The following is a 24,293-nucleotide window of genomic DNA, read 5'->3' as shown; positions in this document are numbered from 1 at the left end:
CGATGAGAGGCTGATCGTCGCCGGAGCGCAGGAACCGGAGTGTAGCTCGCTACATGAGGATTCCGAGCACCGCCGGCGGTCAGGATATCGAGCGCAGCAATGAATCAGTGTTTCCTCAGCGCTCGATGGCGAGCGCCACCCCCTGCCCGCCGCCGATGCACAGCGTCGCCAGGCCCTTCTTGGCGTCCCGGGCGATCATCTCGTGCACCAGGGTCACCAGGATGCGGCAGCCGGAGGCACCGATGGGGTGGCCGATGGCGATGGCACCGCCGTTGACGTTGACCTTGCTGACATCCCAGCCGAGCTCCTTGTTGACGGAGAGCGCCTGGGCGGCGAAGGCCTCGTTGGCCTCGATCAGGTCGAGGTCGTCCAGGCTCCAGCCGGCCTTCTCCAGGCAGCGGCGGGTGGCCGGGGCGGGGCCGATGCCCATGATGCTCGGGTCGACGCCGGCGTTGGAGTAGGCGGCGATGCGCGCCAGGGGCTCCAGGCCCAGGGCCTTGGCCTTCTCGGCGGTGCACAGCATCACCACGGCGGCGCCGTCGTTGATGGAGGAGGCGTTGCCGGCGGTGACGCTGCCGTCCTTCTTGAAGGCCGGGCGCATGCCGGAGAGCTTCTCGGCGGTCACCTCGCGGGGGTTCTCGTCGGTGTCGAACACCACCGGGTCGCCCTTGCGCTGGGGAATCTCCACCGGGACGATCTGGCCCTTGAAGCGGCCTTCCTTGATGGCGGCGGCGGCCTTCTGCTGGGAGCCGGCGGCGAACTCGTCCATCGCCTCGCGGGTGATGCCGTACTTCTCCGCCAGGTTCTCGGCGGTGATGCCCATGTGGTAGTTGTTGAAGGCATCCCACAGACCGTCGTGGACCATGGAGTCCACCGCCTTCCAGTCGCCCATGCGCTGGCCGTTGCGGGAGTTGGGCAGCACGTGGGGCGAGGCGGACATGTTCTCCTGGCCGCCGGCGATGATCAGCTCGGCGTCGCCGCAGCGGATCGCCTGGGTGGCCAGGTGGAGCGCCTTGAGGCCGGAGCCGCACACCTTGTTGATGGTCATGGCCGGCACCGCGTCGGGCAGGCCGGCCTTGATGGCCGCCTGGCGAGCCGGGTTCTGGCCGACCCCGGCGGTGAGCACCTGGCCGAGCAGCACCTCGTCCACCTGATCGCCGGCGACGCCGGTGGAGGCCAGGATATTCTTGATCACCAGGGCGCCCAGGTCGCTGGCGGGGATGCCGGCCAGGGAGCCGCCGAAGGCGCCGACGGCGGTGCGGCGGGCGGCAACGATTACCACTTCTTGCATGGGAGCACTCTCCTCGCTGGAAAGACGGGCTTGCGGCCTTGTCGCGACTGCCGGACACGACCGGGGTCTCTCAGCATAGGGGACTCTTGTGCGCAGCGGCAATGCCTGGATAACGGCCATTGGTGGTACGGGCCGTGAGGGCGGCGGGGATCAGGCCATCTGGACGGGGATGGCGTGACTGGTGTGGCTGACCACGTTGCCTTCCTGGAGGTAGACCAGGGCCGGCTGGTGGCTGTCGAGCTCGGCGTCGCTGTAGTGGGCGTAGCTGCAGATGATCACACGCTGGCCTTCGCTGGCCAGGTGGGCGGCGGCGCCGTTCACCGAGATCACCTTCGAGCCCTCCTCGGCGCGGATGGCATAGGTGGTGAAGCGCTGGCCGTTCTCGACGTTGTAGATCTGGATCTGCTCGTTCTCGCGGATGCCGGCCATGTCGAGCAGCTCGCCGTCGATGGCGCAGGAGCCCTCGTAGTTGAGCACGGCATGGGTGACGCGGGCCATGTGCAGCTTGGCCTTGAGCATGATGGTGTACATCGGGGCAGGGTCCTCCGGGTGGGCCGCGTCAGCGCGGCAGGGTCAGCGTGAGGTTGTCGATCAGTCGGGTGGGGCCGAGGCGTGCGGCGGCCAGCAGCACCGCCTCGCGGGTGGTGGCGGTGACCGGCCCCAGGTCGGCGGCGCGCAGCTCCAGGTAGTCCGGCGTGAAGCCGGCCTGGCGCAGGCGCGCGAGGCCCTCCACGAGGGTCGGGGCGACCTCGGCGCCGCCCGCCAGGGCGTCGCGCAGCGCGCACAGCGTGCGATGGAGCTCGGGTGCGGTGGCGCGCTGCTCGGGGCTCAGGTAGCCGTTGCGCGAGGAGAGCGCCAGGCCATCCTCGGCGCGCACGATGGGCACGCCGACGATCTCGATGGGGAAGTGCAGGTCGGCCACCATGCGGCGGATCACCGCCAGCTGCTGGTAGTCCTTCTCGCCGAAGCAGGCGAGGTCGGGCTGCACCAGGTTGAAGAGCATGCCCACCACCGTGGAGACGCCGTCGAAGTGGCCCGGTCGCGAGGCGCCGCACAGCCCCTCGGTGACCTCGGGGACCACGATGCGGGTCTGGGCGTCGAGGCCGCGGGGGTAGACGGTGGCGGTATCGGGGGCGAACAGCAGGTCGCAGCCGGCCGCCTCGAGCCGCGCCTGGTCATCCTCCAGGGTGCGCGGGTAGGCGTCGAGGTCCTCCCCCGCGCCGAACTGCAGCGGGTTGACGAAGATGGTGGCGATCACCACCTCCGCCCGCTCGCGGGCGGCGGCGACCAGCGCCAGGTGGCCGTCGTGTAGGTTGCCCATGGTGGGCACCAGGGCGATGCGGTCGCCGCGCCGACGGGCGTCGCCCAGCGCCTCGCGCAGGGCGGGAATCTCTCTCAGGGTACGCATGGCGAAGTTCCGGCTGGAAGCGGTCGTCGAACCGCGGTCAGAAACAGTGCTCCTCGGCGGGGAAGCGCCGAGCCTTGACGTCCTCGTGGTAGCGACGGAAGGCGCCGTGGATGTCCTCGGCCTCGGCCATGAAGTTCTTCACGAAGCGCGGCTTGCGCCCGGGGGTGACATCGAGCACGTCGTGCATGACCAATATCTGGCCGTCGGTGTCGGGCCCGGCGCCGATGCCGATCACCGGCACCTCCAGGGCCTCGCTGATGGCGCGGCCCAGGCTTGCCGGCACGCACTCCAGCAGGATCACCGAGGCGCCGGCCTCGACCAGGGTGCGGGCGTCCTCGAGGATCTGGCCGGCGCGCTCGGCCTCGCGGCCCTGCACCTTGTAGCCCCCCAGCTGGTAGACGGTCTGCGGGGTCAGGCCGAGGTGGGCGCATACCGGCACCCCGCGGCGGGTCAGCTCGCGGATGCCGTCGGCCATCCACGCCTCGCCCTCCACCTTGACCAGCTCGGCGCCGGCGCGCATCAGCTCGCCGGCGTTCTCCAGCAGCCGCTCGGTGCTGGCGTTGCCCATGAAGGGCAGGTCGACCATCAGCAGGCTCGCCCCCTTGCCGCGGGCGACACAGCGGGTGTGGTAGCAGATCTCCTCGAGGGTGACCGGCAGGGTGCTGGCGTGGCCCTGGAGGACCATGCCCAGGGAGTCGCCCACCAGCAGCACCTCGATGCCGGCCTCGCTGGCGGCCCGGGCGAAGGAGGCGTCGTAGGCGGTCAGGCAGCTGAAGGTCTCACCGGCGCGCTTGAAGGCCTGCAGCGTGCTCAGGGTGACGGGTTTCATGGCGTGCTCTCTCGGTTGTGGCGTCGGGACCCGGGCTGGACCGGCCCGTCTGACCCGCGATTGTTACCCGATTCGCCTTGCTGTGTCGATGGGTAACACTTTATCGAGCCTGGTGCTCGCTCGGTAACACTCGCAGCGTCCCCGGGGCGGGGCGCGCCGCCTCCAGGTCGGCCAGGCGGCGGCCGTCCGGGAGCCTGAGCTCGGGCGCCACCGCCAGCAGCGGCACCACCACGAAGGCGCGGCGGGCCATCTCCGGGTGCGGCAGGGTCAGGCGCGGCAGCGCGAGACGGCTGTCATTGAACAGTAGCAGATCCAGGTCGAGGGTGCGGGGGCCCCAGCGCCGGCCGCGGACCCGGCGATGGCGCTGCTCCAGGGCCTGCAGCTGGTCGAGCAGTGCCAGCGGCGAGAGGCGGGTCTCCAGGCAGGCCACGGCGTTGATGAAGTCGGGCTGGTCCTGGGGGCCGACGGGACGGCTGGCGTAGAGCCCCGAGGCGACCCGGCGGCGGGTCAGCGGCAGGCGGTCGAGGGCGTCGAGGGCCTGGATGACCTGCGCCTCGGGCGCCCCGAGATTGCTGCCCAGGCCAACCCAGGCGCGGTGCAGGCTCATGCGTCGGGGCTGCCGCCACCGTTGTCGCGGCGGGGCTTGCGGCGCCGCCGGCGCTTCTTGCGTCCGGGCTTGCCGCTGCCGGCGGGATGCGCGCCGACCTTGTCCAGCAGCCGGGCCTGCTCGTGCTCGTCGGCGTCCTGGAAGGCGGTCCACCAGTCGCCGAGGCCGGGGGCGATCTCGCCGGCGGCCTCGCGCAGCAGCAGCATGTCGTAGGCGGCGCGGAAGCGCGGGTGCTCGCGGGTCTGGAAGACGCGGCGGCCACGGCGCAGCGGCAGGCGCTGCTGGAGGTCCCAGATGTCGCGCATGGGCAGACTGAAGCGCTTGGGGATAGCGACATGCTGGAGCTGGCGCGAGACCACCTGCTGGGAGGCGGCCTGCAGCGCGGGGATCGGCGGCAGGCCCCTGGCCTCCTGCTCGGCCTGGCGCTGCACCACCGGCGCCCAGAGCAGGGCGGCGAACAGGAAGGCCGGGGTGACCGGGCGCTCCTCGTGGATGCGCCGGTCGGTGCTGGCCAGCGCCTCCTCCACCAGGCGCTCGGCCCAGGGCAGCTCGTCCATCGCCTCGGCGGCCTCGGGGAAGAGCATCGCGAACAGGCCGTAGTGGCGCAGCAGGCGGAAGGTCTCGACGCCGTGGCCGCCCATGAACAGCTTGAGCACCTCGTCGAACAGCCGCGCCGGAGGGATCTGCAGCAGCAGCGGGGCGAGCTCGCCGATGGGCGCCTCGGTGTCCGGGGCGAGGTGGAAGTCGAGCTTGGCGGCGAAGCGCACGGCGCGCAGCATGCGCACCGGGTCTTCGCGGTAGCGGGTCGCCGGGTCGCCGATCAGGCGCAGGGTGCGCGCCTCGATATCACGCACGCCGTCGGCGAAGTCGTGGATCGAGAAGTCGGCGATGCTGTAGTAGAGGGCGTTGATGGTGAAGTCACGGCGCAGGGCATCTTCCTGGATGTTGCCCCAGACGTTGTCGCGTAGCAGCAGGCCGTCGTCGGACTGCTGGGCGATGTGGTCGGCGTGGTCGTCGCTCGGCTTGCCGCGGAAGGTGGTGACCTCGATCACCTCGCGGCCGAAGCGCACGTGGACGATGCGGAAGCGGCGGCCGATGATCCGCGAGTTGCGGAACAGGTCCTTGACCTCCTCGGGCGTGGCATCGGTGGCCACGTCGAAGTCCTTGGGCATGCGCCCCAGCAGGGAGTCGCGGATGCAGCCGCCGACCAGGTAGGCCTCGAAGCCGGCGTTGTGGAGCCGGTAGAGCACCTTGAGGGCGGCGTCGCTGAAGTGCTGGCGCGAGACCGGGTGCTCCTGGCGGGGGATGATGCGCACCTCGGGCAGGCCGGCGGCAGCCTCGGTGCCGAACAGCGACTTCAGGCTCTCGCCGGGACTCTGCAGAAAACGGGTAAATCCTTTGAACATGCGGCGATATCGACTCGCAGGGCGGAAAAAGCTCGTGACAAGCGTAGGGCCGTGAGTGTAGCGGACCCCCGGGGGCTTGCATAGCGGCCGGCCCTTGCCGTCCGGTCGCCAGACGTAGAAGGGGGAGGCCGGATGGCCTCCCCCTCAAGCAGTGTGGCAGCGTCCGTGCTGCTGGTTCTTCTTCGTGATGGCACATCGCCTTGAATACGCACCACAGTCACCAAGGAGGTCAGGCAAGCAGTGTTGTTATCCTTGTTGGCGCTCCCGGTTGGTGACCGCCTCGTATTCAAAACAATAATCCAACCACGACGGCAGTGAGTCTGCCTCCCCCCGGCGTGTTGCTGTTGTTTCCAGGGGTGCGCCTGGCTGGGCCCGTTGTTGTTGTTCGTGGGCGTGTGGGCCGGCGCGTCGCGTCCTGTGTCTTCCGGAGCCTCGGTCGCTGCGGTTGTTGTTGTTGGGGTCGAATCTCGTCGACCAGGGCCGAGGGGCCGGGCACTCGATGCTGTTGTTGTTGTTCGGTCTGGTGCCGTATGGCGTGATCCGCCAGGGTTGTTGTTGTGGCGGCGGATCTGTGTCACCCGGGCTGCGCTGTTGTTGTTGTGGCGGGCAGCGGGCGACGCCGGAACTTGTTTTTCTTGCCCTGTTAGATAGCAGCCGGCGTGCCAGTCCTGTTTTATCCCTTTCATTACAGTGTCTTACATGGGTTAGGCGACGGGCGGCGCCGGAGGAGGCCGGCGAGTGTTACCCGAATGGCACCGGGATGGGGCACTGGCTGTGTGGGACGGTAACAAATGGGGCAGAGTGGGCCGGTAACACCGGCCATGGGGCCTCTCCGGAGGTCGGGGCGGGCCTCTAGCGCCATGGTCGCATGGACGTGGGGCGGGTCACTCGGCCTTGCGGCGCAGGCTCCGCTTGCGCGGGATGCCGAGGCGCTGACGGCGTTCCCACAGCGACTTGCGGCTGATGCCGAGCTTCTGGGCCAGCTCGGTCTCGCTCATGTGGTCCTGGTGCTCGAGGACGAAGTGCTGGAAGTAGTCCTCCAGCGACAGGTCGTCGTCGGGGGCGGTGGTGGCCTCGCCGGCAGGCGCGGGCTCCTCGTTCGGCGCGGTCGGCCGCCGCGGGGGGAGCGGGGCCTCGGAGAGCCCCAGGTCGTCGGGATGGATCAGGTGCCCCTCGGCGAGGATCACCCCGCGCTCCAGGGCGTTCTCCAGCTCGCGCACGTTGCCGGGCCAGGGGTAGTGGCGGATCTCGTCGCGGGCCGCCCGGGAGAGGCGTAGCCCCTCGCGGTCGTGGCGCCGGCAGGCCTTCTCCAGCAGGGCGTCGGCGATCAGCAGCACGTCCTCGTCGCGCTCGCGCAGCGGCGGCAGGTCGATCTGCATCACGTTGAGGCGGTAGTAGAGGTCGAGGCGGAACTCGCCGGTCTTGGAGAGCGCCTGGAGGTCGCGGTGGGTGGCGGCGATCAGGCGCACGTCGACGTGGCGGGTCTCCACCGAGCCGATGCGGCGGATCTCGCCCTCCTGAAGCACGCGCAGCAGGCGCGCCTGGGCATCCAGGGGCAGCTCGCCGATCTCGTCGAGGAACAGGGTGCCGCCGTCGGCGGCCTCCACCAGGCCGGTACGCGCCGCGCTGGCGCCGGTGAAGGCGCCCTTCTCGTGGCCGAACAGCTCCGACTCGATCAGGGTCTCGGGGATCGCCGCGCAGTTCACGCAGATCAGCGGCGCCTGGGCGCGCCGGCTCTGCTGGTGCAGGGCGCGCGCCACCAGCTCCTTGCCGGTGCCGGACTCGCCCTGGATCAGCACGGTGACGTCGGCCGGGGCAGTCTTGCGGATCCGCGCGTAGACCCGTTGCATCGCCTCGCAGTGGCCGATCATTGGTCGTGCCTGGCCGTCGGGCTCGGCGACGTCGGGGGGCTCGGCGCGGCGACTGGCCTGCTGGTGCAGCACCCGGGCCACGGTCTCCAGCAGCTCGTCGTGGTCGAAGGGCTTGGCCACGTAGTCCACCGCGCCCTGCTTCAGGGCCTCCACCGCCGAGCGCATGCTGGCATAGCTGGTCATGATCAGCACCGGCACCGGGGCGGCGCGCTGGATCAGCGCGGTACCCGGCTCGCCGGGCAGGCGCAGGTCGCTGATCACCAGGTCGAAGCGCTGCGGATCCCGGGCCATGGCCTCGTCCACCGCGCCAGCCTCCTCGACCCGGTAGTCGTGGCGCTCGAGCAGGCGGCGCAGGGCGCTGCGGATGATGGCTTCGTCTTCTACGATCAGGATCCGGCTCATCGGGGTGTCTCACCCTCCTTCTGGTGGCGCGGCAGCCACACCGAGATGCGGGTGCCGTGCGCGTGTCCCGGCGGCGGCGAGGCGACGTCGAGCCGGCCGTGGTGCTCGGCGACGATGGTGTAGACCAGCGGCAGGCCGAGCCCGGTGCCCTCGCCGGGGGGCTTGGTGGTGGTGAAGGGCTCGAACAGGCGGTCGCGCACGCCCTCGTCGATGCCGCTGCCCTGGTCGGTGACGTCGAGGCGCACGCCTGCGTCTTCGATGCGGGCCTCGATGGTCACGTCGTCGCCGGCGCTGCTGGCGTCGCGGGCGTTGCTCAGCAGGTTGACCATCACCTGCAGCAGGCGCTGGGCGTCGCCCTCCACGCTGGCCTCGGCCGGGCAGCGGTTGTCGAAACGGATATCGTCCCCCGAGCGGGCGAGGTGGATCAAGTGGATCGCCTCGTCCACCACCTCGGCCAGCAGGACCCGGTCCAGCGTGCGGTCGGGCAGGTGGCGACCGCCATGGGCGAAGCCCACCAGCGACGAGACGATGCGCGAGACGCGACCGGTGAGCTGCTGGATCTGCTCGGCGGTCTCCAGCACCTCGGGGTCGTCGGTGTCGTAGCGCAGGTTCTGGGCCAGCGAGGAGATGCCGGTGATGGGGTTGCCGATCTCGTGGGCGACCCCGGCGGCCAGCTGGCCGATGGAGGCGAGCCGCGCGGCGTGGACCAGCTCGTCCTCCAGCCACTTCATCTCGCTGTGGTCCTCCACCAGGATCACGCGCCCGCCGGGCTCGTCCTCCTCGCCGGCGAGCTCCGCCTGGTGCAGGCTCAGGTAGCGGGTGGTGCCCGCCAGGGTGACCGGCTGCTTGTAGAGCTGGGGCGCCTCGCTCTCGAGGATGCGCCCGAGCAGATCGCCCCAGGGGGCGGGCAGGCCGTCGCGTCGCGAGCCGATCACGCTGGCGCCCTCGATGCCCGAGAGACGGGCCAGGGCGTCGTTCCACATCAACAGCTCGCCATCCTCGCCGAAGGCGCACAGCCCCACCGGCAGCCGGGCCAGGGTGCGGCGGTGGTAGCGGCGCAGGCCGTCGAGCTCCCGGGCCAGGCCGGTGAGGCGCGAGCGGTAGGCCTCCAGGCGGCTCTCGACGAAGTGGATGTCCTCGGTGGCACCCGGCCCGCCCTGGCGATAGGGCAGGTAGCGGTCGACGATGTCCTGGGCCACCGAGGGCCCCATCAGCCCGGAGAGGTTGGCCTGCAGGCGGTCACGCAGGCGGCGCAGGGCGTAGGGGCGACCCTCCAGCGGGGAGAGGCCGAGGTCGTCCAGGGCGCGGTCGACCTCGCGGCTGGCCACCGACTCGCCCAGGGCGCGGGCCAGTCGCGCCTTGAACTCCTCGCCGTTGGCCGCCTCCAGGGGCAGGCGCTTGGGGCGGATCACGGCGTCCACCGAGCAGGCCTCGGCGGCGGCGCGCTCGCCCTCGGAGGTGGGGGTGGCCAGCGAGACGACGATGAACACCAGGGCGTTGGTGGCCAGCGAGACCAGGGTGACGACGTACCAGTCGGGCTCGCCGGCCAGCACCTCGAGGCCGGGGGGCAGCAACACCAGCGCGGGCAGCCCGGTGAGCAGCGGCAGCCACAGCCCGGCCAGCCACACCAGCACGCCGGCCACCAGCCCCGCGACCATCCCCTTGCGGTTGGCCCCCGGCCAGTAGAGCAGGGACAGCAGGCCGGGCAGGCACTGGGCCATGCCCACGAAGGCGGCCAGCCCCAGGCTGGTCAGGTCGTGGTTGAGGCCCACCACGCGGTAGAACAGCCAGCCGCCCAGCACCACCGCCAGCACCAGGCCGCGGCGCAGCCACTGCAGCCAGCGGTAGAGGTCCTGCTGGGCCTCCGGCGGGTGGGCCACCAGGAAGACGTGGTTGACCAGCATCCGCGACAGCGCCAGGGCGACCAGCAGGGTGGTGGCGCCGGTGGCGGCCAGGCCGGCCAGGAAGGCCAGGGCCTGCAGCGCCACCGCGTCGGAGAGGCCGAACGCCAGGTAGGCGACACCCAGCGGCGCCTCGGCCTCGAGCGCCTGGCCGGCCCACAGGATCAGCGGTACCGGCAGCGCCATCAGCAGCAGGAACAGCGGCAGAGACCAGCTGGCCTGCAGCAGGGTGTGGCGCGAGCGAGTCTCGGTGAACACCAGGTGGAAGATGTGCGGCATCATCAGGCCGGCGAAGAACAGCAGCAGCAGCGAGCGCCAGTGGGCGGGGTCGGTCTGCACCACGCTCGCCTGGTGCGCCTGGCCGGGGCCCTCGAGCCAGGCCTGGACGCTGGCCGGGCCGTCGAAGACCGCGACCAGGGCGAAGGCTCCCAGGCCGAGCATGGCGGCCAGCTTGATCAGCGAGGAGAGCGCCAGCACCGCCAGCAGGCTGTCGTGGCGGTCGTCGATGCGCCGGCGTCCGACGAACAGCATGTCGAACAGCGCCAGCAGCAGGCAGAAGGCCAGCGCCAGGGAGGCCGGCGAGGCGGCGCCGGTCATCAGGTAGATGGCGTTGCCCATGGTCTGCACCTGCAGTGCCAGCAGCGGCAGCACCGCCAGCAGGCTGATCAGGGTGACCAGGCTGCCGACCCAGCGCGAGCGGTAGCGGAAGGCGAAGAGGTCGGCCAGGGAGGCCAGCTGGTGGGTGCACACCATGCGCTGGATCGGCACCAGCAGCACCGGCGCCAGCAGGAAGGCGCCGGCCACCCCCAGGTAGTAGGTGAGATAGCCGAAGCCGGCGGTGGCGGCGAGTTCCAGGCTGCCGTAGATCGCCCAGGCGCTGGCGTAGACCCCCAGCGCCAGGGTGGTGACCAGCGGGTGGCGGGTGACCCGGGTGGGCACCAGGCCGCGCTCCACCGCCAGCGCGCAGAGCAGCAGCAGCACCAGGAAGCCGGCGCCCACGCCGAGCATGGTCACCAGGCTAGCGTTCATCGACTACCTCCTTCGGTTCCCGCCACGGGGCCAGGGCAATCGGCACCCCCCGGATGACCACGAGGAGCGGCGGTACCCGGCCGGCAGCCAGGCCGCTCGGGCTAGCGCTCATCGAGCTTCCTCTTCTGTTCCAGCCACAGGGTCAGGGCAATCGGCACCCCCCGGATGACCACGAGGAGCGGCGGTACCCGGCCGGCAGCCAGGCCACTCGGGCTAGCGCTCATCGAGCTTCCTCTTCTGTTCCAGCCACAGGGTCAGGGCGATCAGCACCCCCCAGATGATGAAGGGTCGGTACCAGGCGACGCCGGGGCTGCCCCAGCCGCTCATCATCAGCGGCGAGAGCAGGTAGCCGCCCAGCACCAGGAACAGCATCAGCCGATAGACATGCATGGCGGCTCCTTCAGGTCGGCGCCACGAGCGGGCGCTCGCGGTGCGGCTGGAGGCGCGCCACCGACCAGGCCGCCACGGCCTGCTCCAGCTGCTCGGCCACCGGGGCGCTGGCCAGCCCCGCCGGCGGGGCCTGGTCCAGGGCCATCAGGGCGGCGTGGAGCAGCGGGCGCACGGCAGCGTCGTCGGTGGGCAGCGCCGGTGCCAGGTTCTGCTTGGAGAGCTTCTGGCCGTTCTCGCCGACGATCAGCGGCAGGTGCAGGTAGCGCGGCTGGGGAACGCCCAGGGCGTGCTGCAGCTGGCGCTGCCAGGGGGTGTTGTCGAGCAGATCGAGGCCGCGCACCACGTCGGTGATGCCCTGATCGGCGTCGTCCACCACCACGGCGAGCTGGTAGGCCCACAGGCCGTCCTTGCGCCGCAGCACCACGTCGCCGAGCGTCGCCGGGTCGAAGCACTGGTGGCCGAACAGGCGATCCTCCCAGGTCACCGGGCGCAGTCCCAGGTCGCTGCGCAGCCGCCAGGCCACGGGCTTGCCGGGCTCGCGCACTCCCTCGCGGCACCAGCCGGGGTAGATGGGGTAGTCGCGCCACTGCTTTCGCGAGCAGCTGCAGGGGTAGGCCAGGCCCTGGTCGATCAGGCGCTCCAGGGCGGCCTGGTAGGCGTCGTCACGGTCGTGCTGCCAGAGCACCGGGCCGTCCCAGTGCAGGCCGAAGGCCTCCAGCTGGCGCTGGATCGCGTCGGCGGCGCCGGCCGGGCAGCGTGGCGGGTCGATGTCCTCGATACGCAGCCGCCACTCGCCGCCGGCATGGCGGGCGTCCAGGAAGCTGGCCAGGGCGGCCACCAGCGAGCCGAAGTGCAGTGGCCCCGAGGGGGTGGGGGCGAAGCGGCCGCGGTAACGGCTCATGGGCGCCTCCCGTCGCGGGCGTCAGACACGCAAACGGGCACCCTGGGGTGCCCGTCACGGATGGCCGGTGCGTGCATCGGCATGCTCGGCTCAGCCGCCCAGCTGCTTTTCCTTGAGCTCGGCCAGCGTCTTGCAGTCGACGCACAGGGTGGCCGTGGGGCGGGCCTCCAGGCGGCGGATGCCGATCTCGACGCCGCAGGCCTCGCAGAAGCCGTAGTCGTCCTCGTCGATCTTCTCGAGGGTCTCGTTGATCTTCTTGAGCAGCTTGCGCTCGCGGTCACGGGTGCGCAGCTCCAGGCTGAAGCCCTCCTCTTGGGTGGCACGGTCGGCCGGGTCGGCGTAGTTGTTCGCCTCCTCCTGCAGATGGCGTACGGTGCGGTCCACCTCTTCCATGAGCTCCTGCTTCCAGCCCAGCAGGATCTGTCGGAAGTGCTCCAGCTGCTTCTCGTTCATGTACTCTTCACCCGCCGCCGGCTCGTAGGGGGTGAATTTCTTGGGCGCTTCCGCTTTCTTGTCGGCTACTGGCATGGGACTGCCTCGTTACTTGAGTGACTGCTGATCAATACCCGCCGCGATGCAAGGTATCTCACGCCAAAGGGATGCTTGTTTAGCCCAAATATCGGGGCTTTGCAACCTCCTCCTCGCCCCTGGCTGCGCCCCTGCCACCAAAGTCGTTACACTGTGGCGACCATCAGCCCTTTGACCGCGCCGGGGGCGTCAGGCTCCCGGGTGCCCCATCCCCTGCCACAGGAGGCCCGCCATGGCGTGGAGCCCGCGTATCGATCGCATCGCCCCCTTCCGGGTCCTGAGCCTGCTGGAGACCGCCCAGGCCCGGGAGGCTGCCGGCCATGACGTCATCCACCTGGAGGTGGGCGAGCCCGACTTCGCCACCCCCGAGCCGGTGGTGGCCGCGGGGCAGGCGGCGCTGGCCGCGGGACACACCCGCTACACGCCGGCGGCAGGGCTGCCGGCGCTGCGCGAGGCGATCGCCGGCCACTATGCCGAGCACTTTGGCGCCGAGGTCGACCCGCGCCGCATCCTGGTCACCCCCGGCGCCTCCGGGGCGCTGCTGCTGGCCAGCCAGCTGCTGGCCGGGCCCGGCGACCGCGTGCTGATGGCCGACCCCAACTACCCCTGCAACCGCCACTTCATGGCCCTGGCCGGGGCCGAGGTGGACACGGTGCCGGTGGGGCCGGAAAGCGGCTGGCAGCTGGATGCCGAGCTCGTCGCGGCGCACTGGCGCGACGCCACCCGGCTGGCGATGCTGGCCACCCCCTCCAACCCCACCGGCCATATGCTCGATGCCGGGCGACTCGCGGCGGTGGCCGAGACGGTGGCGGCGAGGGGCGGCGCCCTGCTGGTGGACGAGATCTACCAGGGGCTCTGCTATGACCTCGCGCCGCTCTCGGTGGCGTCGGTCACGCCGGACGCCTTCGTGGTCAACAGCTTCTCCAAGTACTTCGGCATGACCGGCTGGCGGCTGGGCTGGCTGCTGGCGCCGGACGCGGCGGTGGAGCCGCTCACCCGGCTGGCCCAGAACGTCTTCCTGGCCGCCCCCACGCCGGCCCAGCATGCCGCCCTGGCGGCCTTCACCCCCGAGTGCCGTGAGATCCTCGAGGCGCGGCGTGCCGAGCTCGGCCGGCGCCGTGATGCCCTGCTCGGCGGGCTGGCGCGGCTCGGCCTGGCGCCTTCGCTGCCGCCCCAGGGCGCCTTCTACCTGTGGCTCGACATCTCCCGCTACAGCGACGACAGCCAGGCCTTCTGCCGGCGCCTGCTGGAGGAGGAGAACATCGCCATCACCCCGGGGATCGACTTCGCGGTGGCGGGCGGCGAGCGCCATGTGCGGATCGCCTTCACCACCGGGATCGCGCGCCTGGAGGAGGCGGTGGCCCGCCTCGAGCGTTTCCTGGCGCGCCAGTAGGCAGTGGCGTGGACTATCCCGACCTGGTGCCCGGCACTCTGCTGCGGCGCTACAAGCGCTTCCTAGCCGACGTGCGCCTCGACGATGGCCGCGAGGTCACCGCCCACTGCCCCAATACCGGCTCCATGCGGGCGGTCAATGTGCCGGGCTGCCGGGTGTGGCTCTCGCCGAGCGATAACCCGAAGCGTAAGCTGGCCTGGACCTGGGAGCTGATCGAGCTGCCCCAGCCCGACGGCACGCTGGCCATCGCCTCGGTGCAGACCGGCCGCGCCAACCGCATCGTCGAGGAGGCGCTGCGTGCCGGGTGGGTGCCCGGGCTTGCGGGCTATGCCGAGCTGCGTCGCGAGGCGGCGGTGGCTGCCGCGGGGGGGCAGGCCGCGCGACTCGACTTCCGCCTCGATGACCCGATACGCGGGGTGGCCTTCGTGGAGGTCAAGCAGGTCACCCTGAAGGAGCCGGACGGCCACGGCTACTTCCCGGACGCGGTGAGCGAGCGTGGCAGGAGGCACCTGGAGGTGCTCGCCGCGCTGGCGGAAGGGGGGCAGCGGGCGGTGCTGCTGTTCTGCGTGGCCCACGAGGGCATCGACGACGTGGCGCCGGCCGAGCACCTCGACCCCGCCTACGCCCGGGCCCTGCGCGATGCTGCCGGGCGCGGGATGGAGGTGCTGGCGCAGCGCTGCGAGATCCGGCGCGACGGGGAGCGGCCGGTGGCGATCCGCCTGGGGGAAGCCCTGCCGGTGGCGCTCGAGCGGCGCTTCTAGCCGCTATCTGTCGATATAGAAGCGCTGAATGAAGCTGACGCGGGCCGGCTCGGCGTTGCGGTCGTGGCGCACCTCGAGGTCGAAGCGCATGGGGGCGTCGTCACGGATGCGGAACACCGCCACCTGGGAGGGGGTGTCACCGATGCGCAGGGTGCGGAAGCTCAGCGGTTCGCCCTCCTCGTCGCCCACCTCGCCGACGCGGCCGTCGACCGTGGCCGGCACGCTGCGGGTGGTGCCATCCGCCTGCTCCTCGAGCACGCTGACGTTGAGCAGCGCCAGGGCGGGGTTGCGCTGGATGCGGTGCTCACGGGCCACCGCCTCCGGCAGGAAGCTGGTGCTTACCGCGCTGTAGTGGATCTGGACGTCGTCCACCTGCTCGAACTGCTGGGCGGTGGCGGCAGCGGCCAGCAGGGTCAGGGTGCCCGCCGTCAGGGCGGCCAGGATGCCTCGCTTCATCGTCTCCCTCGCATGTGTGGGCCCGGGGCGCCGGGTCAGCCACGGCTGACCCGGAAGATCGCGATCTCGCCGAACAGGTTGGGCCACAGCCGCGAGGTCCAGTGTCCCTCGTGGTCGCCGATGCCCACCGCCCGGTCGGTGATGATCAGACCCTTGTCGCGACAGAGTTGTTCAAAGTCGTTGAAGGTCGAGAGGTGGATGTTGGGGGTGTCGTACCAGGCGTGGGGCAGCGACTTGGAGACCGGCATGTAGCCGCGGATGCCGAGGTGCACCCGGTGGCGCCAGTAGGCGAAGTTGGGGAAGGTGATGATCGCCTCACAGGCGACGCGCAGCATCTCGTCCAGGGCACGGTCGGGGCGGCGCAGCGCCTGCAGCGCCTGGGTCATCACCACCAGGTCGCAGGCATCGTCGTCGAAGTTGGCCAGCCCCTCGTCGAGGTTCTGCTCGATGACGTTGACCCCGCGGGCGATGCAGGCGGTGATGCCGTCCGGGTCGATCTCCAGGCCGTAGCCGGTGACGTTCTTGTCACGGGCCAGGGCATCCAGCAGGGTGCCGTCGCCGCAGGCCAGGTCGAGGATATGGGCGCCGGCCGGGACCCAGTCGTGGATCAGCTTGAGGTCGGGGCGGGTCATGGGCGCTCCTCCAGGCCGAGGTCACGGGCCACGCGTGCCATGAAGGCGGCGAACACCGCCTGGTAGCGGGGCTCGGGCATCAGGAAGGCGTCGTGGCCGTGGGTCGAGTCGATGTTGACGTAGCTGACCGCCTTGCCGGCGCGGATCAGGGCGTCCACCAGCTCCCGGGAGCGCGAGGGCGGGAAGCGCCAATCGGTGGTGAAGCTGGCCACCAGGAAGGGGCACTCGGCCGGGGCCAGGGCGCGCGCCAGGTCGCCGCCGTGCACAGCCGCCGGGTCGAAATAGTCCAGCGCCTTGGTCATCAGCAGGTAGGTGTTGGCGTCGAAGGAGGTGGAGAAGGTGTCGCCCTGGTAGCGCAGGTAGGACTCCACCTGGAACTCCACGTCGAAGCCGAAGTTGAAGTCATCGCTGCGCAGGTCGCGGCCGAACTTGTGGCCCATGGCGTCTTCGGAGAGGTAGGTGATGTGGCCCACCATGCGCGCCAGCTTGAGCCCGCGCCGGGGGATGGCGTCGTGCTCGGCGTACCAGCCGTCGTGGAACTCGGGATCGGAGCGGATGGCCTGGCGGGCGACCTCGTTGAAGGCGATGTTCTGCGCCGAGAGCCGCGGGGTGGCGGCGATCACCGCGGCGCTGGCGACTCGCTCCGGGTAGCTCAGGGTCCACTGCAGCGCCTGCATGCCACCCAGGCTTCCGCCGATCACCGCGGCGAAGCGCTCGATCCCCAGGCGGTCGGCCAGGCGCGCCTGGCTGTGCACCCAGTCGCCCACCGTCACCACCGGAAACTCCGGCCCCCACAGGCGGCCGGTGGCGGGGTTGACGCTGGCCGGACCGGTGCTGCCGTGGCAGCCGCCGAGGTTGTTGAGCGAGACCACGAAGAAGCGGTCGGTGTCGATGGATTTGCCCGGCCCGATATGGGCGTCCCACCAGCCCGGCTTGCGCTCGTCCTCGGCGTGGTAGCCGGCGGCGTGGTGGTGGCCGGAGAGGGCGTGGCAGATCAGCACGGCGTTGGAGCGCTCGGCGTTGAGGGTGCCGTAGGTCTCGTAGACGAGGTCGTAGGCCGGCAGCGTCCTGCCGCAGGCCAGTTCCAGGGGGTCGTCGAAGTGCGCTGTCTGGGGCGTCACCAGGCCGACCGAGTCGCGTGCGATCTCGGGCATCAGTCGTTCCGTGTCCAGTCGTTCAGTCGTTGCGGGGGCGCACCGCCGGTGGCGTCAGAGGCCCACCAGGGCGCCGGCGATCCCGGCGGCGCGGGTCAGCGAGGTCACCACGATACCATCGATCAGGCTGATGGCGATGAACACGAAGATCGGCGACAGGTCGATCATGCCCAGCGGCGGGATCACCCGGCGTACCGGCGCCATGATCGGCTCGACCAGCTGCATCACCAGCAGCGCGCCGGGGTGGCTGGCGCTGGGGGCCACCCAGCTGAGGATGATCATCACGATCAGCGCGAAGAAGTAGATCTTGAGGATGGCATTGGCCAGCGCCGCCAGGGTGCCGATGGCAACCCCGCCCACCGGCGGCATGCCGAAGCCGGCGACCTGCAGGATCACCACGATGCTGATCGCCTTGATCACGAAGCCGGTGGCCAGGGTGGCCAGGTCGAAGCGGCCCATGACCGGGCCGAGGAAGCCCTGGAAGGGGCGCACGGCGGGCTGGGTCACCCTGACCACCGACTGGCTGATGGGGTTGTAGTAGTCGGCCCGCGACGCCTGCAGCAGGAAGCGCAGCATCAGCAGGAAGATGTAGATGTTGACCAGGGTGTTGACCAGCATCAGGCCGGCGTTGCCCAGTTGGCTGCCCATATGGTCCCTCCTCGGAAATGGGGTTCGTAGGGTCGCGGCGGCGTCAGTCGCTGCCGAGCTCGTCGGCCATCTCGCGGGCGCGCGCCGCGCAGGCCTCCATCGCCTCGGCCAGGGCGATGCGCAGGCCGGCCTGCTCGAGGTGCTCGATGGCGCGCTCGGTGGTGCCGCCGGGCGACATCACGTTGCGCTTGAGCTCGGCCGGCGGCTTGTCGCTGGCCATGGCCATCTTCGCGGCACCGAAGGCGGTCTGCATCGCCAGGCGGCGGGCGGTGTCGGCGGGCAGGCCCAGTCGGACGCCGGCCTCCTCCATGGCCTCGAACATCAGGAAGAAGTAGGCCGGGGCGCTGCCGGAGACGGCGGTGACGGCCTCCAGCAGGGCCTCGTCGTCGACCCACTCCACCAGGCCGACCGCCTCCATCAGCTCGGTGGCCAGTCGACGCTGGGCCTCGTCGACCCGCGCGTTGGCATACAGGCCGGCGGCGCCGGCGCCCACCAGCGACGGGGTGTTGGGCATGCAGCGCACCACCGGCAGCTCGCCCCCCAGCCAGCGCTCCAGGGTCTCGGCGGGCAGGCCGGCGGCCACCGAGACGATCAGCGGCCGGCGGGCCTGGACGGCGTCGCGCATGCCTTCGCACACCTGGCGCATGATCTGCGGCTTGACCGCCAGCACCACCACGTCGGCCTCGGCCACCGCGGCGGCGTTGTCGGTGGTGGTGTGGATGCCCAGGCGCTCGCGCAGCGGGGACAGGACGGCGTCATCGGGGGAGGTGGCGGTGATGGCCTCGGCGGTGAAGCCGCTCTCGATCATCCCGCCGATGATGGCGCCGGCCATGTTGCCGGCGCCGATGAAGGTGACTTGGCTTGCCATGGGCTCTGTCCTGTGTCGCTCGACGATAGGTGGCCGCCGGGGTGGCCACGGTGTGGGGTCAGGGGCGTGGCTCGCGGGCCCCGAAGATGGCGGTGCCCAGTCGCACCAGGGTGGCGCCCTCCAGCACGGCGGCCTCGAGGTCGTCGCTCATCCCCATGGAGAGGGTATCCAGCGGCGCCTCGGGGAACCGCTCACGGAGCGCCTCCAGGGCCTGGCGCAGGCGTGCGCAGGGCTCGCGCTGGGCGGCCAGCCCCTCGGCCGGGGCGGGGATCGCCATCAGCCCGCGCAGACGCAGGCGGGGCAGGCCCAGCACCGCCTCGGCCAGGGCGGGCAGCGCCTCGAGGCTCGCCCCGGACTTGGAGGCCTCGCCGCTGATGTTGACCTGCAGGCAGACCTGCAGGGGCGGCAGCGCCTCGGGGCGTTGATCGTTCAGGCGCCGGGCGATCTTCTCGCGGTCTACGCTGTGTACCCAGGCGAAGTGCTCCGCCACGTCCCGGGTCTTGTTGGATTGCAGCGGGCCGATGAAATGCCACACGATCTCCTCGAGGTCGGCCAGCACCTGCTGCTTCTCCAGCGCCTCCTGGACGTAGTTCTCGCCGAAGTCGCGTTGGCCCAGGTGCCAGGCCTCGCGGATCATCCCGGCGGGCTTGGTCTTGCTCACCGCCAGCAGGCGTGCATCGGCCACGGGACGGCCGGCGCGGCTCAGGGCATCGGCCAGGCGCTGGCGGGCGGCGGCGAGGGACTCGGCGAGCACCGGCCCCGTCATGTCACAAGCTCTGTCATACTGGACCTCACAAGACGCACCACCATCGGGAGCAGGGAAAACGCATGGATATTACCGAACTGCTGGCGTTCTCGGCAAAGCAGAAGGCCTCCGACCTCCACCTCTCGGCGGGCCTGCCTCCGATGATCCGCGTGGATGGCGATATCCGTCGGCTCAACGTGCCGGCCATGGAGGACCGCGAGGTCCGCAAGCTGATCTACGACATCATGGCCGACCGCCAGCGGCGCGACTACGAGGAGTTCTTCGAGACCGACTTCTCCTTCGAGGTGCCGGGCATCTCGCGCTTCCGTGTCAACGTCTTCAACCACGCCCGCGGTGCCGGGGCGGTGTTCCGTACCATCCCCACCGAGGTGCTGACCCTGGAGGACCTCGGCCTCGGCACCGTCTTCCGTCAGCTCTCCATGCTGCCCCGCGGCCTGGTGCTGGTCACCGGTCCCACCGGCTCGGGCAAGAGCACCACGCTTGCGGCGATGATCGACTACATCAACGACAACCGCTACGAGCATATCCTGACCATCGAGGATCCGGTGGAGTTCGTGCACCGCAGCAAGCGCTGCCTGATCAACCAGCGCGAGGTGCATCGCGATACCCACGGCTTCGCCCCGGCGCTGCGCAGCGCCCTGCGCGAGGACCCCGACGTGATCCTGGTGGGCGAGATGCGCGACCTCGAGACCATCCGCCTGGCACTCACCGCGGCGGAGACCGGCCACCTGGTGTTCGGCACCCTGCACACCACCTCGGCGGCCAAGACCATCGACCGGATCATCGACGTCTTCCCCGGCGAGGAGAAATCGATGGTGCGCTCGATGCTCTCGGAGTCGCTGCAGGCGGTGGTCTCCCAGGCGCTGCTCAAGCGTATGGGCGGCGGGCGGGTGGCGGCCCACGAGATCCTCATCGCCACGGCGGCGGTGCGCAACCTGATCCGCGAGGACAAGGTGGCGCAGATCTACTCGGCCATCCAGACCGGCGGCAACCTGGGCATGCAGACCCTGGACGCCTCGCTGGCCAAGCTGGTGGCCGACAACGTGGTGGCCCGCGACGAGGCCCAGGCCAAGGCCAAGAGCGTGCTGTGACCCGATCCCGGGCAGCGGCGACACGGCAGACAACGACACGACAATGAAGAGGGAGCAGGGAGATGACGGCTCAAGAGTGGCTCAACCAGCTGCTGGACATCATGGTCCAGAAGGATGCCTCGGATCTGCTGATCTCGGTGGCGGCGCCGCCGACCCTGAAGATGGCCGGCCGGCTGACCCCCATGGGGGAGCAGGGGCTCTCGGTGGCGCAGGTCGACGAGCTGGTGGCGGCCTCGCTCCCCGAGATGCTGCGTGAACGCTTCGCGGTGGAGCACGAGGCCAACTTCGCGCTCAGCCTCAAGGGCAAGGGGCGCTTCCGCGTCAGCGCCTTCCAGCAGCGCAACCAGAAGGCCATGGTCATCCGCCGCATCGGCCTCGAGATCCCGCACCTGGAGGAGCTCTCCCTGCCCCCCACCCTCGGCGAGCTGGCCAACATCAAGCGTGGCCTGGTGTTCGTGGTGGGCGGCACCGGCACCGGCAAGTCGACCACCCTGGCGTCGATGATCCAGCAGCGCAACGAGACCCTGGGCGGCCATATCATCAGCGTCGAGGACCCCATCGAGTACGTCCATCCGCACAAGAAGGCGATCGTCAACCAGCGCGAGGTGGGCATCGACACCGAGTCCTTCGAGGTGGCGCTCAAGAACACCCTGCGCCAGGCCCCGGACGTCATCCTGATCGGCGAGGTGCGCACCCGGGAGACCATGGAGCACGCCCTGACCTTCGCCGAGACCGGTCACCTCTGCCTGGCCACGCTGCACGCCAACAACGCCAACCAGGCGCTGGATCGCATCATCAACTTCTTCCCCATCGAGCGACACGCCCAGGTATGGCTCGACCTCTCCCTCAACCTGCGCGCCATTGTCGCCCAGCAGCTGCTGCCCACGCTGGATGGCGGGCGCTGCCCGGCCATCGAGATCATGCTCAAGTCGCCGCTGATCGGTGACCTGGTGCGCAAGGGGGAGGTCAGCGAGATCAAGAACGTCATGTCACGCTCCCGGGAGCTCGGCATGCAGACCTTCGACCAGGCGCTCTATGACCTCTACCGGTCGGGGCGGATCAGCGAGGACGTGGCCCTGGTGCATGCCGACTCCGCCAACGACCTGCGCATGATGATCAAGTTCGGCGGTGGCGAGGGCAGCGAGGGGGTTGGCCAGGCCAAGGAGGCGGCCAGCCAGCTTTCGCTGAAGCGCGACGACGACTTCTGAGGCGCGCGGTGGCGGTACTCAGGGGGCGTAGACGCCCCCCAGCACGCGAGGGCCGGCGGCACCGGTGACGCTTGGCAGGTTGCCCGGCAGGCCCGCCAGGCGACGCTGGGCCAGCCAGGCGAAGGCGCCGGCCTCCAGCCAGTCGGCGGGCCACCCCCACTCGGCGGCGTCGGCCAGGCGTGCCTCGGGCAGGCGGCGAGCCAGCCGCGCCAGCAGGTCGCGGTTGTGGGCGCCGCCCCCGCAGGGAATTAGGCGCTCGGGGGAGGGCGCCTCGAGCTGCTCCCGCGCCATCTCCACCGCCAGGGCGACGCTGGTCGCCGTCAGCTCGGCCAGGGTCGCCTGCACGTCCTCGGGCCGCTCATCACCGCGCAAGCGATTCGCCAGCCAGCCGAGATGGAACAGCTCGCGCCCGGTGCTGCGCGGCGGCGGCCGGTGGAAGAAGGGCTCCTCCAGCAGGCGCGCCAGCAGGGCCTCGTCGACCCGCCCTGAGGCGGCCCAGGCGCCGTCGGTGTCGAAGGCGCCGCCGCGGTGGCGCGCATGCCAGGCGTCGAGCAGGGCGTTGGCCGGCCCCGAGTCGAAGCCCAGCGGCGCGCGCGGGTCCTCGAGCGGCGGCAGCAGGGTCAGGTTGGCGAAGCCGCCGAGGTTGAGGACCAGCCGCCATTGCCCAGGGGCGCGGAACAGCGCCTGGTGGAAGGCCGGCGCCAGGGGCGCGGCCTGGCCGCCGGCCGCCAGGTCGCGGCGGCGGAAGTCGGCCACCACGGCGATGCCAGTGAGCTCCGCCAGGCGGCTGGGGTTATCGAGCTGCAGGGTGTAGGCGGGCCCGCCGGCATGCCCCCCCGTCGCATGACCATAGGGGGCGTGCTCGATGGTCTGGCCGTGGCTGCCGATGGCCGCCACCGTCTCCCTGGGGGTGTGGCTCCCGGCCAGCAGGGCAGCCACCGCTGCGGCCTGGAGGCCACAGAAGGCCTCCTCGGCGGCGGCCAGGTCGGCGAAGCGGGCGGCGTCGGCATGGCACAGCGCCCACAGCCGCTCGCGCAGCGGGGCAGGCATCGGCTCGGCGTGGTGTGCCAGCAGCCGCGGGGTACCGGCCTCCCCGGGGATCTCCACCAGGGCGGCGTCGATTCCGTCCAGGCTGGTGCCTGACATCAGGCCGATGAAGAGGGGCATGGCGGTCTCCGGGTCGGTGGGGCGTCAGCGCGCAGCGTCGTCTCATGCTACCATCCCGCCCCATTGCGTGGCCCTCGGGCCGGACAACCTGATACGTGGAGTAGGCGACGATGAGTGACGTGGCAAGCGCACTGGCGCTGCTGAAGCGGGGGACCCAGGAGATCCTGCTGGAGGAGGAGCTGGTCAAGAAGCTGGAGTCCGGGCGCAAGCTGCGCATCAAGGCGGGCTTCGACCCCACGGCGCCGGACCTGCACCTGGGCCACAGCGTGCTGCTGACCAAGATGCGCCAGTTCCAGGACCTGGGCCACGAGGTGGTCTTCCTGATCGGCGACTTCACCGGCCGCATCGGCGACCCCACCGGCAAGAACGTCACCCGCAAGCCGCTCACCGAGGAGGAGGTCAAGGCCAACGCCCAGACCTACAAGGAGCAGGTGTTCAAGATCCTCGACCCCGCGAAGACCGAGGTACGCTTCAACTCCGAATGGTTCACCGCCATGAGCGCCGCCGACATGATCGAGCTGGCCGGGCAGAGCACGGTGGCGCGCATGCTCGAGCGGGATGACTTCGAGAAGCGCTACCGGGGTGGCCAGTCGATCTCCATCCACGAGTTCCTCTACCCGCTGGTGCAGGGCTACGACTCGGTGGCGCTGGAGGCCGACGTGGAACTCGGCGGCACCGACCAGAAGTTCAACCTGCTGATGGGCCGCGAGATCCAGAAGCACTTCGGCCAGGCTCCCCAGGTGGTGATCACCATGCCGCTGCTGGAGGGGCTCGACGGGGTGCAGAAGATGTCCAAGTCGCTGGGCAACTACGTGGGCGTGGACGAGTCCCCGGGCGCGATGTTCAACAAGCTGGTCTCGATGCCGGACAGCCTGATGTGGCGCTACTTCGAGCTGCTCTCGCTGAAGCCCAACGAAGAGATCGAGGCGCTCAAGCGCGATGTCGAGCAGGGCGCCAACCCCCGGGACATCAAGATGACGCTGGCCCGCGAGCTGATCGGTCGCTATCACGGCGAGGAGGCGGCGGCCAACGCCCACCGCTCCGCCGGCAACCAGCTTGCCGAGGGCGAGCTGCCCGAGGACCTGCCCGAGGTGGAGGTGGACTTCGAGGGCAGCGAACAGGCGCCCATCGCCGCCGTGCTCAACCGCTCCGGGTTGGCCAAGAACAGCGCCCAGGCCAAGGACATGCTGGGCAACGGCCGGGTCAAGGTCGACGGTGAGGTGGTCGAGCGTGACCATATGCTCGAGACCGGTAAGAGCTACGTCATCCAGGCGGGCAAGAAACGCTATGCCCGCGTGATCCTCGGTTGAGGCGCGTCTCTCCCTCGCCCGAGTCCGTCCGGCTGCCCTGGTCACGACGCCCGCCCTGCGCGGGCGTTCGTGTCTCTGGCCGCCGGCGCATCTATCCACACCCGGCCGCCGCCGAAAGGCGCTGTGGATAAGCTGCCCTCGGCCTCCTGGCCACGCTCGCGACACGTCCCCGACATTTTTCTTCACGAAGGCCTTGCACGGTCCCCGGGAAATCCGTAAAGTACGCATCCGCTGCCGGCGACGGGCTAACGTTGTAGGCGGTGGAGGTGGCAGAAG

Annotated in this window: 24 protein-coding genes; 5 read left to right on the top strand and 19 right to left on the bottom strand. The window is 70.5% G+C overall.

The features are described 5' to 3' along the window. Positions 1-115: 115 nt before the first annotated feature. The 12 genes from Q673_RS23030 to dksA all read right to left on the bottom strand — a co-directional run bounded on the left by Q673_RS23030 (position 116) and on the right by dksA (position 12,563). The gene (locus Q673_RS23030; protein WP_023005010.1) at positions 116-1,291 is read right to left on the bottom strand and encodes an acetyl-CoA C-acetyltransferase; all 1,176 of its coding nucleotides are present in this window, start codon (positions 1,289-1,291) and stop codon (positions 116-118) included. 150 nt (positions 1,292-1,441) lie between these two features. Beyond that, positions 1,442-1,822, bottom strand: coding sequence for an aspartate 1-decarboxylase (panD, locus tag Q673_RS23025; protein ID WP_023005009.1), 381 nt, complete (start codon positions 1,820-1,822; stop codon positions 1,442-1,444). Positions 1,823-1,850: 28 nt separating this feature from the next. Further along, entirely contained in the window at positions 1,851-2,699 is an 849-nt protein-coding gene (gene panC, locus Q673_RS23020) for a pantoate--beta-alanine ligase (protein WP_023005008.1), read from the bottom strand. Between the two features lie 37 nt (positions 2,700-2,736). Continuing rightward, positions 2,737-3,528 carry a 3-methyl-2-oxobutanoate hydroxymethyltransferase gene (gene panB, locus Q673_RS23015; RefSeq protein WP_023005007.1) on the bottom strand — a complete coding sequence of 264 codons (792 nt, stop codon included), beginning with the start codon at positions 3,526-3,528 and terminating at the stop codon, positions 2,737-2,739. 100 nt (positions 3,529-3,628) lie between these two features. Continuing rightward, entirely contained in the window at positions 3,629-4,135 is a 507-nt protein-coding gene (gene folK / locus Q673_RS23010; RefSeq protein ID WP_023005006.1) for a 2-amino-4-hydroxy-6-hydroxymethyldihydropteridine diphosphokinase, read from the bottom strand. Then, the gene (pcnB, locus tag Q673_RS23005) at positions 4,132-5,541 is read right to left on the bottom strand and encodes a polynucleotide adenylyltransferase PcnB (RefSeq protein ID WP_023005005.1); all 1,410 of its coding nucleotides are present in this window, start codon (positions 5,539-5,541) and stop codon (positions 4,132-4,134) included. The genes folK and pcnB overlap by 4 nt, the downstream gene beginning before the upstream one ends. A gap of 884 nt (positions 5,542-6,425) precedes the next feature. After that, complete coding sequence (locus tag Q673_RS23000; protein ID WP_023005004.1) at positions 6,426-7,814, bottom strand: sigma-54-dependent transcriptional regulator; 1,389 nt, start codon at positions 7,812-7,814, stop codon at positions 6,426-6,428. Then, positions 7,811-10,744: an ATP-binding protein gene (locus Q673_RS22995; protein WP_023005003.1), complete on the bottom strand. Its 2,934-nt coding sequence runs from the start codon at positions 10,742-10,744 to the stop codon at positions 7,811-7,813. Before Q673_RS22995 ends, Q673_RS23000 begins: the two co-directional genes overlap by 4 nt. Positions 10,745-10,845: 101 nt before the next feature. Continuing rightward, positions 10,846-10,968, bottom strand: coding sequence for a hypothetical protein (locus Q673_RS37070; RefSeq protein WP_023005002.1), 123 nt, complete (start codon positions 10,966-10,968; stop codon positions 10,846-10,848). Continuing rightward, complete coding sequence (locus Q673_RS36815) at positions 10,958-11,134, bottom strand: hypothetical protein (RefSeq protein WP_023005001.1); 177 nt, start codon at positions 11,132-11,134, stop codon at positions 10,958-10,960. Before Q673_RS36815 ends, Q673_RS37070 begins: the two co-directional genes overlap by 11 nt. Before the next feature lie 10 nt (positions 11,135-11,144). Then, a complete protein-coding gene (gene gluQRS / locus Q673_RS22985) occupies positions 11,145-12,035 on the bottom strand; it encodes a tRNA glutamyl-Q(34) synthetase GluQRS (protein WP_023005000.1) in 891 nt (296 codons plus the stop codon). A 90-nt stretch (positions 12,036-12,125) separates the two neighbouring features. Continuing rightward, positions 12,126-12,563, bottom strand: coding sequence for an RNA polymerase-binding protein DksA (gene dksA, locus Q673_RS22980; protein WP_023004999.1), 438 nt, complete (start codon positions 12,561-12,563; stop codon positions 12,126-12,128). A gap of 232 nt (positions 12,564-12,795) precedes the next feature. Here dksA and Q673_RS22975 point away from each other — a divergent pair, with 232 nt between their 5' ends. Together Q673_RS22975 and sfsA are read left to right on the top strand one after the other, a co-directional pair. Then, positions 12,796-13,956 (top strand): pyridoxal phosphate-dependent aminotransferase, encoded by a 1,161-nt coding sequence (locus tag Q673_RS22975; RefSeq protein ID WP_023004998.1) that lies wholly within the window; start codon positions 12,796-12,798, stop codon positions 13,954-13,956. Positions 13,957-13,964: 8 nt separating this feature from the next. Next, the gene (sfsA, locus tag Q673_RS22970; protein ID WP_023004997.1) at positions 13,965-14,717 is read left to right on the top strand and encodes a DNA/RNA nuclease SfsA; all 753 of its coding nucleotides are present in this window, start codon (positions 13,965-13,967) and stop codon (positions 14,715-14,717) included. Between the two features lie 3 nt (positions 14,718-14,720). Here the strand turns inward: sfsA and Q673_RS22965 are convergent, their stop codons facing one another. The 6 genes from Q673_RS22965 to Q673_RS22940 are packed head-to-tail and all read right to left on the bottom strand — an operon-like array spanning position 14,721 to position 19,241. Beyond that, positions 14,721-15,173: a DUF4426 domain-containing protein gene (locus Q673_RS22965; protein WP_023004996.1), complete on the bottom strand. Its 453-nt coding sequence runs from the start codon at positions 15,171-15,173 to the stop codon at positions 14,721-14,723. Positions 15,174-15,208: 35 nt separating this feature from the next. Then, positions 15,209-15,805 (bottom strand): methionine biosynthesis protein MetW, encoded by a 597-nt coding sequence (gene metW / locus Q673_RS22960; RefSeq protein WP_023004995.1) that lies wholly within the window; start codon positions 15,803-15,805, stop codon positions 15,209-15,211. Continuing rightward, on the bottom strand, positions 15,802-16,959 hold the full coding sequence (gene metX, locus Q673_RS22955) for a homoserine O-succinyltransferase MetX (RefSeq protein ID WP_023004994.1): 1,158 nt from the start codon (positions 16,957-16,959) through the stop codon (positions 15,802-15,804). Before metX ends, metW begins: the two co-directional genes overlap by 4 nt. A 54-nt stretch (positions 16,960-17,013) precedes the next feature. After that, positions 17,014-17,607, bottom strand: a complete 594-nt coding sequence (locus Q673_RS22950) for a YggT family protein (RefSeq protein ID WP_023004993.1) — start codon at positions 17,605-17,607, stop codon at positions 17,014-17,016. 43 nt (positions 17,608-17,650) lie between these two features. Continuing rightward, a complete protein-coding gene (gene proC / locus Q673_RS22945; RefSeq protein ID WP_023004992.1) occupies positions 17,651-18,475 on the bottom strand; it encodes a pyrroline-5-carboxylate reductase in 825 nt (274 codons plus the stop codon). Between the two features lie 58 nt (positions 18,476-18,533). Beyond that, a complete protein-coding gene (locus Q673_RS22940; protein WP_023004991.1) occupies positions 18,534-19,241 on the bottom strand; it encodes a YggS family pyridoxal phosphate-dependent enzyme in 708 nt (235 codons plus the stop codon). A 62-nt stretch (positions 19,242-19,303) separates the two neighbouring features. On the opposite strand from Q673_RS22940, the gene Q673_RS22935 reads away from it, so the two are divergent. Next, positions 19,304-20,332: a type IV pilus twitching motility protein PilT gene (locus tag Q673_RS22935; protein WP_023004990.1), complete on the top strand. Its 1,029-nt coding sequence runs from the start codon at positions 19,304-19,306 to the stop codon at positions 20,330-20,332. A gap of 62 nt (positions 20,333-20,394) precedes the next feature. Then, positions 20,395-21,540, top strand: coding sequence for a PilT/PilU family type 4a pilus ATPase (locus Q673_RS22930; protein ID WP_023004989.1), 1,146 nt, complete (start codon positions 20,395-20,397; stop codon positions 21,538-21,540). An 18-nt stretch (positions 21,541-21,558) separates the two neighbouring features. On the opposite strand, the gene Q673_RS22925 is transcribed toward Q673_RS22930, so the two are convergent. Beyond that, positions 21,559-22,707: an anhydro-N-acetylmuramic acid kinase gene (locus tag Q673_RS22925; RefSeq protein WP_023004988.1), complete on the bottom strand. Its 1,149-nt coding sequence runs from the start codon at positions 22,705-22,707 to the stop codon at positions 21,559-21,561. A gap of 110 nt (positions 22,708-22,817) precedes the next feature. Here Q673_RS22925 and tyrS point away from each other — a divergent pair, with 110 nt between their 5' ends. Beyond that, the gene (gene tyrS, locus Q673_RS22920; protein ID WP_023004987.1) at positions 22,818-24,017 is read left to right on the top strand and encodes a tyrosine--tRNA ligase; all 1,200 of its coding nucleotides are present in this window, start codon (positions 22,818-22,820) and stop codon (positions 24,015-24,017) included. Positions 24,018-24,293 lie beyond the last annotated feature (276 nt).

The organism is Halomonas sp. PBN3, assembly GCF_000475415.1.
In the GTDB taxonomy this organism is placed as follows: Bacteria; Pseudomonadota; Gammaproteobacteria; order Pseudomonadales; family Halomonadaceae; genus Halomonas; species Halomonas shengliensis.
This window is presented reverse-complemented; position numbering and strand designations above follow the sequence as displayed.

Excerpts from the sequence above, each read along its gene's own strand:
- metX (WP_023004994.1), bottom strand. The coding sequence starts at position 16,959 with ATGCCCGAGATCGCACGCGACTCGGTCGGCCTGGTGACGCCCCAGACA.
- panB (WP_023005007.1), bottom strand. The coding sequence starts at position 3,528 with ATGAAACCCGTCACCCTGAGCACGCTGCAGGCCTTCAAGCGCGCCGGT.
- Q673_RS22975 (WP_023004998.1), top strand. The coding sequence starts at position 12,796 with ATGGCGTGGAGCCCGCGTATCGATCGCATCGCCCCCTTCCGGGTCCTG.
- pcnB (WP_023005005.1), bottom strand. The coding sequence starts at position 5,541 with ATGTTCAAAGGATTTACCCGTTTTCTGCAGAGTCCCGGCGAGAGCCTG.
- Q673_RS22935 (WP_023004990.1), top strand. The coding sequence starts at position 19,304 with ATGGATATTACCGAACTGCTGGCGTTCTCGGCAAAGCAGAAGGCCTCC.
- tyrS (WP_023004987.1), top strand. The coding sequence starts at position 22,818 with ATGAGTGACGTGGCAAGCGCACTGGCGCTGCTGAAGCGGGGGACCCAG.
- Q673_RS22940 (WP_023004991.1), bottom strand. The coding sequence starts at position 19,241 with ATGACGGGGCCGGTGCTCGCCGAGTCCCTCGCCGCCGCCCGCCAGCGC.
- Q673_RS23000 (WP_023005004.1), bottom strand. The coding sequence starts at position 7,814 with ATGAGCCGGATCCTGATCGTAGAAGACGAAGCCATCATCCGCAGCGCC.
- Q673_RS22995 (WP_023005003.1), bottom strand. The coding sequence starts at position 10,744 with ATGAACGCTAGCCTGGTGACCATGCTCGGCGTGGGCGCCGGCTTCCTG.
- Q673_RS22930 (WP_023004989.1), top strand. The coding sequence starts at position 20,395 with ATGACGGCTCAAGAGTGGCTCAACCAGCTGCTGGACATCATGGTCCAG.
- Q673_RS22925 (WP_023004988.1), bottom strand. The coding sequence starts at position 22,707 with ATGCCCCTCTTCATCGGCCTGATGTCAGGCACCAGCCTGGACGGAATC.
- panC (WP_023005008.1), bottom strand. The coding sequence starts at position 2,699 with ATGCGTACCCTGAGAGAGATTCCCGCCCTGCGCGAGGCGCTGGGCGAC.
- Q673_RS36815 (WP_023005001.1), bottom strand. The coding sequence starts at position 11,134 with ATGCATGTCTATCGGCTGATGCTGTTCCTGGTGCTGGGCGGCTACCTG.
- dksA (WP_023004999.1), bottom strand. The coding sequence starts at position 12,563 with ATGCCAGTAGCCGACAAGAAAGCGGAAGCGCCCAAGAAATTCACCCCC.
- metW (WP_023004995.1), bottom strand. The coding sequence starts at position 15,805 with ATGACCCGCCCCGACCTCAAGCTGATCCACGACTGGGTCCCGGCCGGC.
- proC (WP_023004992.1), bottom strand. The coding sequence starts at position 18,475 with ATGGCAAGCCAAGTCACCTTCATCGGCGCCGGCAACATGGCCGGCGCC.
- panD (WP_023005009.1), bottom strand. The coding sequence starts at position 1,822 with ATGTACACCATCATGCTCAAGGCCAAGCTGCACATGGCCCGCGTCACC.
- Q673_RS37070 (WP_023005002.1), bottom strand. The coding sequence starts at position 10,968 with ATGAGCGCTAGCCCGAGTGGCCTGGCTGCCGGCCGGGTACCGCCGCTC.
- Q673_RS22965 (WP_023004996.1), bottom strand. The coding sequence starts at position 15,173 with ATGAAGCGAGGCATCCTGGCCGCCCTGACGGCGGGCACCCTGACCCTG.
- folK (WP_023005006.1), bottom strand. The coding sequence starts at position 4,135 with ATGAGCCTGCACCGCGCCTGGGTTGGCCTGGGCAGCAATCTCGGGGCG.
- gluQRS (WP_023005000.1), bottom strand. The coding sequence starts at position 12,035 with ATGAGCCGTTACCGCGGCCGCTTCGCCCCCACCCCCTCGGGGCCACTG.
- Q673_RS22950 (WP_023004993.1), bottom strand. The coding sequence starts at position 17,607 with ATGGGCAGCCAACTGGGCAACGCCGGCCTGATGCTGGTCAACACCCTG.
- Q673_RS23030 (WP_023005010.1), bottom strand. The coding sequence starts at position 1,291 with ATGCAAGAAGTGGTAATCGTTGCCGCCCGCCGCACCGCCGTCGGCGCC.